This is a genomic window from Pseudomonas sp. OA65 (assembly GCF_017498305.1).
Lineage (GTDB): Bacteria > Pseudomonadota > Gammaproteobacteria > Pseudomonadales > Pseudomonadaceae > Aquipseudomonas > Aquipseudomonas zanjanensis.
In genome coordinates this window covers 88706-102538 of the sequence record NZ_JAGDEZ010000008.1, presented here as the reverse complement: position 1 = coordinate 102538, position 13833 = coordinate 88706, and the positions used below count along the sequence as shown (strand labels likewise).

Genomic DNA, 13833 nt, shown 5'->3' with positions numbered 1-13833 from the left:
TGATCAACGGTAAACCCTGTGGGAGCGAGCTTGCTCGCGATGTCGGAGGGTCGGTTTGCGGTGATGTTGGATACCCACAAGGTTTTTGGGTACTGCACGACCCTGTGGCGAGGGAGCTTGCTCCCGCCGGGTCGCGCAGCGGCCCCAAAAAAAGCGATGAGCGCTGCGCACTCAAGCGGGAGTAAGCTCCCTCGCCACAAAAGCGACCCAGCCATCACGCCACGGATTGATCAACGGTAGACCCTGTGGGAGCAAGCCTGCTCGCGATGGCGGTGGGTGAGTGGGTGGAGGTGTTGAGTGTGCCCAACCTCCGCTATCCTGAGCCTCACGCCCACCCGTCGAGGCTGTCCATGCTGGAAGTCCGCCAAGTGTTCAAAAGCTACCCCACGCCCCAAGGCCCATTGCCGGTGCTGCAGGGCGTCGACCTGACCCTGATGCCCGGCAGCAGCCTGGCGCTGATGGGAGAGTCCGGCAGCGGCAAGAGTACCTTGCTGCACCTGATTGCCGGGCTGGACAAGGTCGATCGCGGCAGCATTCGCAGTGGCGACTATCGGCTCGACGGTATGAGTGAAAGCCAGTTGGCGAACTGGCGTCGCACGGAAATCGGCCTGGTGTTCCAGCAGTTCAACCTCATCAGCAGCTTGTCGGTGGAGGACAACCTGGCGTTCCAGGCGCGTCTGTGTGGCCGGTATGACGCGGCTTGGCAAGCCCATCTGGTGCAGCGGCTTGGGCTCTCAGAGTTGCTGCGGCGTTACCCCGAGCAGCTTTCTGGCGGCCAGCAGCAACGGGTGGCGTTGGGGCGGGCGCTGGCTTCTCGACCGCCCTTGTTGCTGGCTGACGAACCCACCGGCAGCCTCGACGAAGCCACCAGCGACGAAGTGCTGCAACTGTTGCTGGAATTGCTGGAGGGCAGTCCAACCAGTCTGCTGATGGTGACCCACAGTCCACGGGTGGCGGCTCGCCTGGCCCAACGCGTGGTGTTGCACGGCGGACGGTTGGCGCAGGTGGCCCAGGGGTGATGATCTTTCGCCAGGTCCTCAAGGCCCTGCTCAGCCATTGGCGCCAACACCCGGTGCAATTTTTCAGCGTGCTCACCGGCCTTTGGCTCGCCACCAGTCTGCTCACCGGCGTGCAAGCGCTGAACAGCCAGGCCCGGGACAGCTACGCCCGGGCCAGCCAACTGATCGGCGGTGAACCCCAGGCTAGCCTCACTGCGCCCGGTGGCGGCACCTTCCCTCAGCAATGGTTTGTCGATTTGCGGCGCCAGGGCTGGCCGGTGTCGCCGGTGTTGCAGGCCCGGGTGATGCTCAAGGAGCATGCGGACCAGCGTCTGCAACTGATGGGCATCGATCCGGTGTCGCTGCCGCCCGGTGCGGCGTTGGCGGGGCAGGCGCGGGAGATGAGCGAGGTGGTGGCGTTCTTTACCGATCCCGGTCGTACCTGGATCGCCCCGCAGACTTTGCAGGCCCTGGGGCTGAGGGAGGGCGACCAGCCCCAAACCGTCGATGGACGACCCCTGCCGCCGCTGCATGTCCAAGTGGACATGGCGCCGGGCATGCTATTGATGGACATCGGGTTTGCCCAAGCGGTACTGGGAATGCCGGACCAGCTGTCGCGGCTGCTGTTGCCCGCCACGTTCAGCGCCCCGTTGCCGGAGGTGTTCGGCGATCGGCTGCAATTCAAGCGCGCCGATGAGGAAAACAACCTCTCGCGCCTCACCGAAAGTTTCCACCTGAACCTCGACGCCCTGGGCTTTTTATCTTTCGTGGTAGGGCTGTTCATCGTTCACGCCGCCATCGGCCTGGCCCTCGAACAGCGCCGCAGCCTGCTGCGAACCCTGCGGGCCTGTGGCGTCAGTGCGCGGGTATTGGTCACCAGCCTGGCGATTGAGCTGGGCGCGTTGGCCTTGCTCGGTGGGATGGCCGGGGTGCTCAGCGGTTATTGGCTGGCGAGCCTGTTATTGCCCGATGTCGCGGCGAGCCTGCGGGGCTTGTACGGCGCAGAAGTGGCCGGGCACTTGAACCTTAGCCCGGCGTGGTGGCTCAGCGGTGTCGGCCTTAGCTTGCTCGGCGCGCTGCTCGCCGGCGCCGACAGCCTGTTGCGGGCGGCGCGCCTGCCCTTGCTGGCGCTGGCCAATCCCCAAGCCTGGCATCAAGCCCATGGGCGCTGGCTGCGACGCCAGGGTGGGGTGGCGATGCTGGCGGCGCTGATTGGCGCATCGGCGTTGGTCTGGGGCGATAGCCTGGCCAGCGGTTTTGTCCTGATGACCGCCTTGTTGCTGGGCGCGGCGCTGGCCTTGCCGGTGTTGCTCAGCGGCGTGCTGACGTGGTTGTTGCGCCGCAGCCGCTCAGTGCTCGGGCAATGGTTTATCGCCGATTGCCGGCAGCAATTGCCGACGCTGAGCCTGGCGCTGATGGCTTTGCTGTTGGCATTGGCGGCGAACATCGGCGCCGGCAGCATGACCGCCGGCTTTCGCCAGACGTTCAGCAACTGGCTCGAACAACGGCTGACCGCCGAGTTGTACATCAACCCGCAAACCCCGGCCCAAGCCGGAGAACTGCACACCTGGCTCCAGCAGCAACCGGCGATCACCGCTGTCGTTCCCCTCTGGCAAGTCTCGATTCCGTTGCAGGGTTGGCCGACGGATATCCACGGCATCATCGACCATCCCCACTACCGTCAGCATTGGCCGCTGCTGGAGTCGGATGGCGACAAGCCTTGGGAACAACTGGCCAGCGCCAACACCCTCATGCTCAGCGAACAACTGGCCCGACGGCTCAAGGTGAGGATCGGCGATCAATTGACCTTGCCGACGCCGCAGGGTCCTTGGGCGCTGCGCATAGTCGGCATCTACGCCGACTATGGCAATCCCAAGGGCCATGTGCTGGTCAATGCCGAGCACTTGCTGGCGCACTGGCCGAACCTGACGCCGAACCGTTTCAACCTGCGCATCGAACCGCCCGCGATCCCGGCGCTGGTGACGGCATTGCAGAGCCGGTTCAGCCTCGATGACAGTCGCATCGTCGACCAGGCCCGGCTCAAGGGCTGGTCGACCCAGGTGTTCGAGCGCACCTTCGCCGCCACTGCGGCCCTCAACAGCCTGACCCTGGCGGTGGCCGGGGTGGCGTTGTTCATCAGCCTGCTGACCCAGAGTCAGAGTCGCCTCGGCCAGTTGGCACCGCTGTGGGCGCTGGGGGTGACGCGTCGGCAATTGATGTTGCTCAACCTCGGCCAGACCTGGCTACTGGCGCTGTTGACCCTGGTCCTGGCCTTGCCGCTGGGCATTGCCCTGGCCTGGTGCCTGGATGCGGTGATCAATGTGCAGGCCTTCGGTTGGCGCCTGCCGTTGCGGGTGTTCCCGTTGCAGTTGGCGCAGCTGCTGGCCTTGGCGATGCTCGCCACGCTGCTGGCGTCGGCCTGGCCGCTGTATGCGTTGTACCGCACGCAGCCGGCGGATTTGCTGAGGACCTTCGTCCATGAAGATTAAAGTTGGCGTGTTGTTGCTGGCATTGCTCAGCGGTTGTGATGACTCAGGGCCGACGCAAAAGGGCTTCGCCGGTCTCGGCGACCAGGCTGTCGCGTTCACGCCGGTCGTGCCTGGGCGGACGTTCAGTTTCCCGGCCGACCACGGTATTCATGACGGTTTTCGCATCGAGTGGTGGTATGTCACCGCCAACCTCAAGGATGCCCAGGGGCATGAGTTTGGCGTGCAATGGACGCTGTTTCGCAGCGCCTTGAATGCCGCGCCCCAGGCCGGCGGCTGGCGCAACCAGACGATCTGGCTCGGTCACGCAGCAGTCACCTCCGCCAGCGTGCACCATGCCGCCGAGCGATATGCACGAGGTGGGGTGGGGCAGGCCGGGGTGCAGGCACAGCCCTTCGAGGTCTGGATCGACGACTGGCAATTCGGCACCCAAGCTTCAGCGGCCGAGCCGTTGGCGGACATGCAATTGAAGGCTCGCGACCGACGCTTCAGCTATGCCTTGCGGCTGACGTCGGACCGTCCGTTGGTGTTGCAGGGCGATCAAGGTTTCAGCCAGAAATCCGAACAGGGACAGGCGTCGTACTACTACAGCCAGCCGTTCTTCCAGGCCAGTGGTGAACTGGAAATCGATGGCCAGCGCTACACGGTCAGCGGCCCGGCCTGGCTCGATCGCGAATGGAGCAGCCAACCCCTGACTGCAAACCAGACCGGCTGGGACTGGTTCTCCCTGCACCTGAACAATGGCGAGCACCTGATGCTCTATCGCATGCGCCACAAGCACGGCGCGCCCTACCTGACGGGCACCTGGATCGATGCCCAGGGCCGGGCACAAACCCTGCAGGCCGAAGCGATCAGCCTGCTGCCGTTGGATACCGCCAAGGTCGCCGGGCGCTCGATGCCGGTACGCTGGGCCATCAAGATCCCTGGCAAGCAACTCGACGTCACCACCCAGGCACTCAATCCCAACGCCTGGATGGACTTGCGCATTCCCTATTGGGAAGGCCCGGTGCGACTCAGTGGCAACCAGGGCGGCACGGGTTACCTGGAAATGACCGGCTACTGAAAATCACTGGAACTCCGCGCGAACGCCGACCCTCATAACCTATGAATGTCTCGCAGGAGTCCGTCATGGGCGATGACCTCAAGCTTCCGTCGCTGGCCGATTGGCAGCGGCTGTTCGACGACAAGGCCTACCGGCAGCAGTCCCCCGATGCTCATTTCACTGAGTTGATGCAGGTGGCCAATGACCTGTTCGGTCGGGGCGCCATCGACCTGGCACGTTGGCAGGATTTGAAGACCCAGGCCGAGCAACTGCACCAGCGCTCCCCGGATGCGAATGTCGCCGAAGAAGTCGCCGACCCCGATGCATGAATCCCGAAAGACCCAAGGAGTTCGCCATGAAGCAGAGTCCCGATCAAACCCGATCCAACCCGGACGCGCCAGCATTACCCGGCGAAGTGGAACGCGATAACGATGCCTTGCGGCCCAATGATCCGGCCAAGCGCAAACAGCAGCACGGTGATCCTGAAGCGGGGGACACCGATGCGCAAAAAACCGGACGGCGTGGATGAAGTGCGTCATGCCGGCGGGTATTAAAAAAGAGTTTTTCATGGCTGTTTAAATTTTTGCCGATAACTTTTTTGTATTTGTCCATGTTTTGTATAACTGTTTGGGCCGCCAGAGCAGGAGTTGCTATTCAAACTGTGGCGAGGGAGCTTGCTCCCGCTGGGATGCGAAGCAGCCCCAAAAGCGGCCGCTGCGCGCCCGAGCGGGAGCAAGCTCCCTCGCCACAGGTTCCGCGGTTCGGTCACAAATGTAACTGTGCGAGTCATGATCAATCGTCGGCAGTTACGATCAAAGATAAATAATTATTTAAACAGTCTCCCGGACATATTCTGAAAGTTCCATTATTATTGTCCCCGTTCGCCCAGTGTCAGGCTCTTTACCAGTGCATGGATTGCCGAGGCCGTCGCACTGGGCGAACACCATTCTGGATTAATGACTTTCAATTATTTGTTTGCACATTGGCCAACAGCGTTGGCCGATGCGTGAATGGTTATCTTTGATTCAACCGACGGCGGGTGCACGCCAGTCATCGGAACCCGAGGTACCGCAGACTTCGTGGGTCCAGGTGATCTTGCGATACGTGAAGTGAACGTCTTCCAGATGGGTGAAGTGAGCGTTCGTCGGGTCTTGGCAATTGAACATGTAGTCCTTGATTTCCACGATGATCGCGTCGAACAACGTGGTCGTGAAGTAGTGTTCCTGAGTGCCCACTTTTGAAGTGCGAAACCATTGAATCGAGACCTCTTCCATGAGCTCACCGCTGGTGAGGGCCGCCAGCAACAGGGGCGAGGCCTTGTCAAACACCTTGGTGATAACCAAGGGCTTGTGTATGCGCTGGCCGGTTGGTTGGCCGGATTGAGGGTCGCGCGGGATGATCACTTGGTGCTGGAAGCCCTGCACCAAGATCTGATCTTCGTGTCCTTCCTGATAAGTATTGCCCACCGAGTCGGCGGTAAACGCGCCGGCGGTAATCAGGCCTTGTTTGGTGCCGACGATGGCCATATATGCGGGGGTAGCCAAGGGATGCTCTCCTTCCTGGATAACTAAGGGCCTGGGACGGGAATCGCCCCGAGGTGGCCTGACGGTTATCAAGAGCTGTGCCATCTTCAAAAAAACTATAAATATCAATGGGTTGATTTGACGGTGGGCGAATAGACATTCCAGGCGGGCCAAAAAGCGCACAAACCCTTGCCCGGCGCATGACAGATCCTCGCGGCCCACCCGCACACCGCGCCATCCGGGCAGAATCACCCAGGAACGCGCGCCACGCTGCACGCCCCCCAGGCAACTTCTTGCCATTTCATCCTTCGGCTTGTTCCTACACGCCCAACGCAGCCCTGCACTCATCGATGGAGCGCTGTTGCGTCTGGGCATACAGCCCCAACTCGTCAATGGTTTCACGCCCCAGCGCCGTTTCGAAGGCCTGGCGATTGGACTGCCCGGCGTAATGGCTCTGGGCGGCGTCGCCGAGGTTCGACTGGAAGATGCCGGCAGCGCTGACCGGCAGGAAGTCTTCGTACACCAAGGGCTCGACCCGCAGGTATTGCTGTTCGAGCAAGTGTTCCAGGGAGGTCGCTGCCTTGAGGGTGCCCTTGGCGGCGAGGCCCTTGGGCGTCGGGAAATAACGGAAATACGCCAATGCCTGTTGGCGCAGTTCATCGTGGTCGTCCGGGAATGCGATGAAGTGTTCGGCCATCAGTGAGTTGTAGCGCTCGGCGTTGGCTTCGTTGGGGAACGCCCCCAGCGCATCGCGCGCGGCGTTGAGCAATTGGTCATAAAGCGCGCGGCCCTTGGGTGTGAGCGCGGCGCCGCGTTGTTCGATTTCGCCGAAGCGGGCGCTATGGCTGCCTTGGGGCTGGGTCCGGGTCTGGGACTGGTCGGTGAAGGCAACGGGCTCATCGAGCGCCTTGAAACTGGTCTGGCGCAGCAGGATCGGACATTGGCGGCGGGGTGGGCCTTCGATCACGGCCTTGGGGGTAATGCCATGCATGGGCATCCGCGCCTGGACGATGTCGATGTCCAAGGTGCGCGGCGTCAGGTGATTGATGTGCGGGCCCTTGAACGCCACCACGTCGGCGATCAGGCGATGCTGGGCGCTCAGTTGCCGATATTGTTCGGCGGTGACGGTGGCGCTGTGGTGCCAGCGAAAGGTTTCCAGGGCCTGTAGGACAAAGTCCTCGGTTTGGGTTTCGCTCAGGCCGCCCTGGCGTTCGGCCAGGTCAATGAGCTCAAGAGCGCCAGCGGTGAAGATTTGCCGTTTGGCCAACACCGATTCGGCAAAGGCCCGAAGCTCGGCATTCTCGATCAGTTCCAGGCGCAGCAGCGAGGTAAACACCCGGAACGGGCTGACCTGCAAGGCGCTTTCATGCACGGCGCGAAACGCGGTGGAATGCACCGGTACGCCGGCCGGCGTGAGGTCGTAATAGCCCACCGGCTGCATGCCCATGACTGCGAACAGTCGCCCTAGGGTCGCCAGCTCGGCGGCGGTGCCGACGCGGATCGCGCCGTGGCGTTCCAGGTCCAGGCGCTCGAGTTCGCCGGTGCTGCGCAGATGGGCGGCGAGTTCCGGCTGTTCGGTCAGGACCTGGGCGTTGGTGTCTTCCACCAGTTGCATCAGTGCGCCATACAACGGCACCTCGTCGCGGTACATGTCGGACATCGCTTTGGAGAAGCGTTGGCGGATCAGGTCGGGACTGACGAAGCTCATTGTGGGAATTCCTGGCGAGGGCTGTGGGAAAGTTGGACGAAAGATCGCAGCCTTCGCCCGCCCCGGCAAACGAAGAATCTTCAGGACTTCATTCTGCCAGGGACTGATCCACGCGGCTTGCGTGGAAAAGGGGGCGCTACGCAGCCCAGCGGGAGCAAGCTCCCTCGCCACGGGGTTTTGAGTGCACCTTGATCACTGCCCTAATCCCTTGAGAAAACCACGGTACAGCGCCGCGGTTTTCCCCGGTTGTTCGATCATGGGCAGGTGGCCGATCCCGTCCCAGATTTCCACACGCAAGTCCGCGATGCCCTTGCTCCATACGGGCACGCTGCTGACGTCGATCACCCGGTCCTGGCGACCCCAGAGCAGCAGCGAAGGGGCGCGAATGGCGGCCAAGTGGGGCTCCATCGACGGGCTGGCGCGAAAGTCGGTGTAGATCTCCGCCAGTTCTTCGCGCTGTTGTACATAACGCTCGGCCACGGCCGCCATGACCATGCCCGGTACCCAGGGCGGCGAGGCCATGGTCATTGCGTAGAACGGCATGAATTCCTCCCGCGAATGCACGAGGGACGGGTTACGACCGGCGTTCAGTTGGCGGTCCATGTCGCTGGGCTGGGGGGAGGTGACGCCGGCTGGATTGAGCAGCGCCAGGGTCAGCACACGCTCAGGCGAAGTGGCCGCCAGCCACGCGGCGAGATGCCCGCCCATGGAATTGCCGATCACATGGACCTTATCCAGGCCGCAGGCGTCGAGCAATTCGATCACCCGCCGGGCCTGGGTCGGGATATCGTAGCCGCCACCGGCCTTGAAGCCGGTTTCGCCATGGCCGGGGAGGTCGGGGATCACCACCCGGTAATCGTCGACAAAATGCCGGGCTACCCGCAGCCAGAGGTTCTTGTCGCCGCTGTAGCCGTGCAGCATCAGGATACTGGCGGACGCTTCATAAGGCCCGCCCTGCCAGGTCGACACGGTCATTTCGCTGATGGGCACGGTGATTTTGCGCAACCGGTAAAGGCGTGCCTCCAAGGCCATGCTCATGTCGTAGATCACATGGCCGATGCCGGGATACGTCAACCAACTCCAGGCGATAAGTACAGCAATAACCACGAACAACACCAGCATGTTTTGCCCTCCATGGGCTGCGACAGAATGTAATCAAACGGATCAGGCGGTGTTCCGAGAAGCTTAACCCAGGAACATCGTTGCCCAGGAACCCTGCTTTGCGAGGCGTCACGGATTTCCTTGTCATATATAGCCAAAATCCGAGCAGAGCCGCGCATTTGGCGAAGAATAAATACCCCTGCATTCAGTGGTGTCTATTTGATGGCGCCCTGATAGACTCCAGGCAAGCCCATCCCGATGATTCGGGAAACCCGCGGTGCAGAGGCGTCTATGCAAAAGACGGGAAGAAAGGGACTGTCGTTGGCCAGGAGGCTCTACGTATCACGCATCCTGGGGCTGACGCTGGGGTTGCTGCTGGTCAGCGCCGCGCTCTATCCCCTCGATCCGCCGCCCTGGGTCTGGGGCTTCATGCTGTTCAACGGCCTGCTCTGGCCGCACCTGTCCTATTGGTGGGCTCGCCGATGCGCGGTGCCGTACCACGCCGAACACCGCAACTTGTTGATCGATGCCTTTCTCGGCGGCTTCTGGGTCGTGGCGATGCAATTCAACCCGCTGCCCACGGCCGTCACGCTGGCGATGATGGCGATGAACAACGTCGCCATCGGTGGTCTGCGTTTCCTGTTCGTCGGGGTTGTGGCCCAAGTGGCGGGCATCGCCGTGGGCACGGTGATCTTCCCGCTGACCGGCGTGCCCATGACCAGCCCGACGCAGATCTATGCTTGTCTGCCGCTGCTGTGCCTGTATCCGATGGCACTGGGTTGGATCTGCTTTCGCCAGGCCTACACCCTGGGGCGGCAGAAACGTGAGTTGCTGGCCCTGAGTCGTACCGACAGCCTGACCGGGTTGCTCAACCATGGCGCCTGGAAAGATCGCCTCAACGAGGAGTTCCAGCGTTGCGGGCGCCATCCAGCGGACGGGATGGCCCATGGCGCGATTGCGCTGATCGACATCGACCATTTCAAAGCCATCAATGACACCTATGGCCACGGCGCCGGCGACGTCGTGCTGCGCCGGCTCGGCAAGCTGCTCAGGCAGAACCTGCGCGCCGCCGACATTGTCGGGCGTTATGGTGGCGACGAGTTTTGCGTGGTCTTGCCGGACCTGACCTTGCATAACGCTGTGCAGGCGATGGATGGTTTGCGAGAGCGCTTCGCGACCCTCGGCTACGAGCAGGATCCGGCGCTTAAAGTGAGCCTGAGTATTGGCCTGGCGGTGTTCAACCCGGCGTATGGCGACGCAACGCTTTGGCTCAACGATGCAGACCAGGCGTTGTACGAAGCCAAGACCAGCGGGCGCAACCGGGTCACTTGCCACCGACATCGGCAGGTGCTGGAAGCATCGGTTGTTTCCCTCTGAGATGGCCACCTGCTGTCTAGAGCCTTGCCCCGTTGTCAGGTAGGGTGCCCATGGCACTCTCTCGATACGGAACAAGGATGAAATCATGACGATGACCGCTGTTCGCTCCCGTCTGGCCGTCAGCCTCGGCCTGAGCCTGGCCCTTGGCGCCTTCACCCCCATGGCCTTTGCGCAACCCCATCAACAAATCCTGACCGATGCGCAGCAGTACCAGGGCGAGGCCCTGAAACTGCTGGAGCGGCTGGTGAATATCGACTCCGGCTCCGGCTATGTGCCGGGGCTGACCCAGGTCGGTGACATTGCCATCGATGAACTGGAAAAGTTGGGCGCTACCATCGAGAAGGTGCCGAATTCGGACGGTAGCCAGCACATCCTGGCGACCCTCAAGGGCACCGGTAAGGCAAAAATCCTGCTGATGGCCCACATGGACACGGTGTTCAAGGAGGGCTCGGCCGCCGAACGCCCGTTCCATATCAAGGATGGCCGCGCCTACGGGCCGGGGGTGATGGATGACAAGGGCGGCATCGTCGCCGGGATCTACGCCCTGAAAGTGCTCAAGAACCTCGATTTCAAGAATTACGCGCAAATCACCTTCCTGCTCGACGCCAGCGAGGAAACCGGCTCGGACGTGGCCACCGATCTGATCAAGAAAACCGCCAAGGCCCACGACGTGACCCTCAACCTCGAACCGGGTCGTCCGGCCGACGGCCTGGTGGTGTGGCGCAAGGGCAGTGCCACGGCGCTGATGGAGGTCAAGGGCAAGGCGTCCCATGCCGGTGTAGCGCCGGAACTGGGACGCAATGCGGCGATGGAAGCCGCCCACCAGATTCTGCAACTGGGCAAGCTCGGCGACGCGGAAAAGAAAACCACCATCAACTTTACGGTGCTCAAGGCCGGTGACCGGACCAACGTCATCCCCGACCAGGCGAGCGCCAAGGCCGATGTACGCGCGGCGGTACCGGAAGAATTCGACCGTATCGAAAAAGACCTGGCCCGTGTTTCACAGGACAAGTTGATCGCCGATACCGAAGTCACCACCAGCCTCAAGCGCGGCCTGCCACCGATGCCGCAGACGGCGGAGTCTGACCGATTGATGGCCATGGCCCAGGGCATCTATGGCGAACTGGGGCGCAAACTCACCGAAGAAGGCAGCGGCGGCGCGGCGGATGCCAGCCTGTCGGCCGGGGTTGGTACGCCGACGCTGGATGGGTTTGGCATCGTGGGTGGCAATATCCACACGCCGGAGGAGTACGCCGAAGTCGAGAGCGTGGTGCCGCGGATTTACCTGTTGTCGCGGATGATCATGGAGTTGGCGGGGCGGTAACGGGCCGCTCGTTCAGTCATGACGCACATGCCCTTGTGGCGAGGGACGGGCTTCGACGTTGTCCAGCGCTCGGTCTGCCAGCTGTCCACTCAATTCGATCAATTGGTGAATGCCCAGGATAATGTGGCGCCTTGAGCCTTCCAGGTCGAAGGCCAGGTCGCTGAGCATGGCGTTGGCCGAGGCCAGGTTTTCGCTGAGGTTGGCGAGCAGGGTTTCGGTGTCGACGCCATGGGCGACGGTGAACAGTTGGCCGGGATCAGCCTCGGGTTTGCTGGGTTTGGGCTTGAGGTAGTGGTCGAGGATGCGGTCGGCGGCTTTGTCGAACGCTTTTGATGATGGATCGGTATCCGGTGGGTTGGGTGTTGGTTTGAACATAGATGAAACTCCAGATAAGAAATTGGAGCCATCACTCTCGCTACCAAACGAAGGGTGGTGGCCATACGAAGGTTGGTAGACCGGTTACCTGGCAACCCGGCGCGTCCGAGAACGCCCTGCGCATGACCACCATAAAACAGAGGACGTAGAAGTCCCTCGCATCAGGATGCACGTGCGCCAGGAAACCGGGCTACCAAACCCGATCGCTGATTTGTCAGCGACCCGGAAACGATAAAGCCCTGGCCCCAAGGCGCACAAGCCGGCGGATTCTGGCGTAGTTGTAGGCAATGGCGCAAGACGAAGTCGTTCGGTCCTACATTAAGAATAATGAGGTAAACATCCGGGCTTTTGTGGTGGGGGATTTTAGCGAAACGTCGCCTCGCTCCACTGTGGGAGCAAGGCTTGCCCGCGATGAAGATGACGCGGTCTCCTGGCGAACCGAGGTGCCTGCATCGCGAGCAAGCTTTGCTCCCACAGGGATTTGTGCTGCGCCGCTTGGCGAGGTCAGTAAACCCAAACCTCCACCCGCCGATTCCTGACCCGTCCTTCATCCTCGCTATTGGCCGCCACCGGCATCAAGGCCCCGAACCCTCGCACTTCCCGCAGCGCCACGCCATATTTGACCAGTTCCCGTCGCACCGCCATGGCTCGCAGTTTGGACAACAGGTCGGCCCGCGCCGGGTCGTCCTTGGCGTCGCCAAAACCCACCAGGGTCACGCGTCGGTCGGCTTTTCCATGCTGCTTGATATAGTCGAGCACGCGGCCCAGGTCCTGGTGGGCCTTGTTGTCCAAGCTGGCGCTGCCTTCTTCGAAGCGAAAGTTCACGGTCAAGCGTTGGGCGTGGCGGCTCAAGGCCTGGTAACCCTCGGGCATCAGTGCATTCGGTGTGACGGCCATGGCCTGGACGGTCTGGGCGATAAACCCGTTGGCCGCGACGATGGCCTGGCCTTTGTCGCTTTGGGTAAACGCCACCAACGCTTCGGCCCAGGGGTTGGTGCCCCAGGGTGGCAAATAGAAGAACAGGCGTCGGGATAGCGGGTAGTCCTCGGTGGCGATCAGGTGGTTGAGCGGCAGCATGGGTTGGGACGCACCGTCGACAATGGCCAGCGCCTTGGCCTGGCGCACATAGGGCAAACCGATGAAACCGATGCCTTGCGGGTCCTGGCTGACCGCGTCGGACAACTGTTCGCTGGACTCGAAGCGCTGCGCTGTAGGATCCAGCCGTTTTCCCTGTCGGCTAAGGACCAGTTCCTTGAAGGTGTCGTAGGTGCCGGACTGTTCATCCCGGGCATACAGATGAATCGGCCCGCCCGCGCCGCCGACGGCTTCCCAGGTTTTCGCCTCGCCGCTGAATATTCGTGCCAGTTGCACGGCATCGAGCTGGCGCAGTGGGTTGTGAGGATGAAGGATGATTGCCAGGCCATCGATGGCGATGACCTGCTCGGCGGCGGGACTTTTCAGGTCGCCTAGGGACGACAGGTCCTTCAGTTCGCTGTCCTTGATCGGTCGTGAGGAGGCCGCGAGGTCGGCAGTGGCCTGTTTGAGGGCGGCGAAGCCGGTGCTGGAGCCATGGGCTGCGATGTCGACTACCACCCGCCGGCCATCGGTGGTCTGGCCTACGATGCGCTGTTCGTTGTCGCGCCCGGTAATATCGCTGCTGACCCTGAGCAGGCCCTGGTCCTCCATCAAGCCCCTGACCAGCGCCGGCCCCAGCGCCGCACCGATGGTATTGGAGCCCTGGAGGCGCAAGGCTGGGCCTTGTTCAGGAATGGGCAAATTGCCAGCCCATGCCACGAACGGCAGCCAGAGGTCCACGAAAAACACAACACACCGCCGCATGCCGGCACCTGCTGAACCCGAGGAAGTGCCGGAAGATTAAGTCAGTCAGGTTACTGAAAG

The 13833-nt window shown here is 62.1% G+C and carries 12 protein-coding genes; 7 read left to right on the top strand and 5 right to left on the bottom strand.

From position 1 onward, the window contains the following. Positions 1-350 precede the first annotated feature (350 nt). The 5 genes from J3361_RS09270 (at position 351) to J3361_RS09250 (ending at position 5055) form a co-directional block, all read left to right on the top strand. Positions 351-1019 carry an ABC transporter ATP-binding protein gene (locus J3361_RS09270; protein WP_207964049.1) on the top strand — a complete coding sequence of 223 codons (669 nt, stop codon included), beginning with the start codon at positions 351-353 and terminating at the stop codon, positions 1017-1019. After that, positions 1019-3487 (top strand): FtsX-like permease family protein, encoded by a 2469-nt coding sequence (locus J3361_RS09265; RefSeq protein WP_243458812.1) that lies wholly within the window; start codon positions 1019-1021, stop codon positions 3485-3487. Before J3361_RS09270 ends, J3361_RS09265 begins: the two co-directional genes overlap by 1 nt. Further along, on the top strand, positions 3477-4547 hold the full coding sequence (locus tag J3361_RS09260) for a lipocalin-like domain-containing protein (protein ID WP_207964045.1): 1071 nt from the start codon (positions 3477-3479) through the stop codon (positions 4545-4547). The genes J3361_RS09265 and J3361_RS09260 overlap by 11 nt, the downstream gene beginning before the upstream one ends. A gap of 65 nt (positions 4548-4612) precedes the next feature. Continuing rightward, positions 4613-4855, top strand: a complete 243-nt coding sequence (locus J3361_RS09255; protein WP_186730067.1) for a hypothetical protein — start codon at positions 4613-4615, stop codon at positions 4853-4855. A 26-nt stretch (positions 4856-4881) separates the two neighbouring features. Next, on the top strand, positions 4882-5055 hold the full coding sequence (locus tag J3361_RS09250; RefSeq protein WP_207964043.1) for a hypothetical protein: 174 nt from the start codon (positions 4882-4884) through the stop codon (positions 5053-5055). A gap of 496 nt (positions 5056-5551) precedes the next feature. Here the strand turns inward: J3361_RS09250 and J3361_RS09245 are convergent, their stop codons facing one another. The 3 genes from J3361_RS09245 to J3361_RS09235 form a co-directional block, all read right to left on the bottom strand. Continuing rightward, on the bottom strand, positions 5552-6070 hold the full coding sequence (locus J3361_RS09245) for an Hcp family type VI secretion system effector (RefSeq protein ID WP_207964041.1): 519 nt from the start codon (positions 6068-6070) through the stop codon (positions 5552-5554). A gap of 298 nt (positions 6071-6368) precedes the next feature. Next, a complete protein-coding gene (locus tag J3361_RS09240; RefSeq protein WP_207964039.1) occupies positions 6369-7757 on the bottom strand; it encodes a VOC family protein in 1389 nt (462 codons plus the stop codon). 192 nt (positions 7758-7949) lie between these two features. Then, the gene (locus J3361_RS09235; protein ID WP_207964037.1) at positions 7950-8879 is read right to left on the bottom strand and encodes an alpha/beta fold hydrolase; all 930 of its coding nucleotides are present in this window, start codon (positions 8877-8879) and stop codon (positions 7950-7952) included. Between the two features lie 270 nt (positions 8880-9149). On the opposite strand from J3361_RS09235, the gene J3361_RS09230 reads away from it, so the two are divergent. After that, positions 9150-10235 (top strand): diguanylate cyclase, encoded by a 1086-nt coding sequence (locus J3361_RS09230; RefSeq protein WP_207964036.1) that lies wholly within the window; start codon positions 9150-9152, stop codon positions 10233-10235. 85 nt (positions 10236-10320) lie between these two features. Then, positions 10321-11559 carry a M20/M25/M40 family metallo-hydrolase gene (locus J3361_RS09225; protein WP_207964035.1) on the top strand — a complete coding sequence of 413 codons (1239 nt, stop codon included), beginning with the start codon at positions 10321-10323 and terminating at the stop codon, positions 11557-11559. Positions 11560-11571: 12 nt separating this feature from the next. Here the strand turns inward: J3361_RS09225 and J3361_RS09220 are convergent, their stop codons facing one another. Both J3361_RS09220 and J3361_RS09215 read right to left on the bottom strand, forming a co-directional pair. After that, on the bottom strand, positions 11572-11934 hold the full coding sequence (locus J3361_RS09220; RefSeq protein ID WP_207964034.1) for a DUF6124 family protein: 363 nt from the start codon (positions 11932-11934) through the stop codon (positions 11572-11574). A 504-nt stretch (positions 11935-12438) separates the two neighbouring features. Then, entirely contained in the window at positions 12439-13773 is a 1335-nt protein-coding gene (locus tag J3361_RS09215; RefSeq protein ID WP_207964033.1) for a phosphate ABC transporter substrate-binding/OmpA family protein, read from the bottom strand. Positions 13774-13833: the final 60 nt, after the last annotated feature.

What these genes read in the sequence shown, in the direction of transcription:
- J3361_RS09250 (WP_207964043.1), top strand. Translation starts at nt 4,882, where the DNA reads ATGAAGCAGAGTCCCGATCAAACCCGATCCAACCCGGACGCGCCAGCA.
- J3361_RS09265 (WP_243458812.1), top strand. Translation starts at nt 1,019, where the DNA reads ATGATCTTTCGCCAGGTCCTCAAGGCCCTGCTCAGCCATTGGCGCCAA.
- J3361_RS09255 (WP_186730067.1), top strand. Translation starts at nt 4,613, where the DNA reads ATGGGCGATGACCTCAAGCTTCCGTCGCTGGCCGATTGGCAGCGGCTG.
- J3361_RS09260 (WP_207964045.1), top strand. Translation starts at nt 3,477, where the DNA reads ATGAAGATTAAAGTTGGCGTGTTGTTGCTGGCATTGCTCAGCGGTTGT.
- J3361_RS09240 (WP_207964039.1), bottom strand. Translation starts at nt 7,757, where the DNA reads ATGAGCTTCGTCAGTCCCGACCTGATCCGCCAACGCTTCTCCAAAGCG.
- J3361_RS09225 (WP_207964035.1), top strand. Translation starts at nt 10,321, where the DNA reads ATGACGATGACCGCTGTTCGCTCCCGTCTGGCCGTCAGCCTCGGCCTG.
- J3361_RS09270 (WP_207964049.1), top strand. Translation starts at nt 351, where the DNA reads ATGCTGGAAGTCCGCCAAGTGTTCAAAAGCTACCCCACGCCCCAAGGC.
- J3361_RS09215 (WP_207964033.1), bottom strand. Translation starts at nt 13,773, where the DNA reads ATGCGGCGGTGTGTTGTGTTTTTCGTGGACCTCTGGCTGCCGTTCGTG.
- J3361_RS09235 (WP_207964037.1), bottom strand. Translation starts at nt 8,879, where the DNA reads ATGCTGGTGTTGTTCGTGGTTATTGCTGTACTTATCGCCTGGAGTTGG.
- J3361_RS09220 (WP_207964034.1), bottom strand. Translation starts at nt 11,934, where the DNA reads ATGTTCAAACCAACACCCAACCCACCGGATACCGATCCATCATCAAAA.
- J3361_RS09230 (WP_207964036.1), top strand. Translation starts at nt 9,150, where the DNA reads ATGCAAAAGACGGGAAGAAAGGGACTGTCGTTGGCCAGGAGGCTCTAC.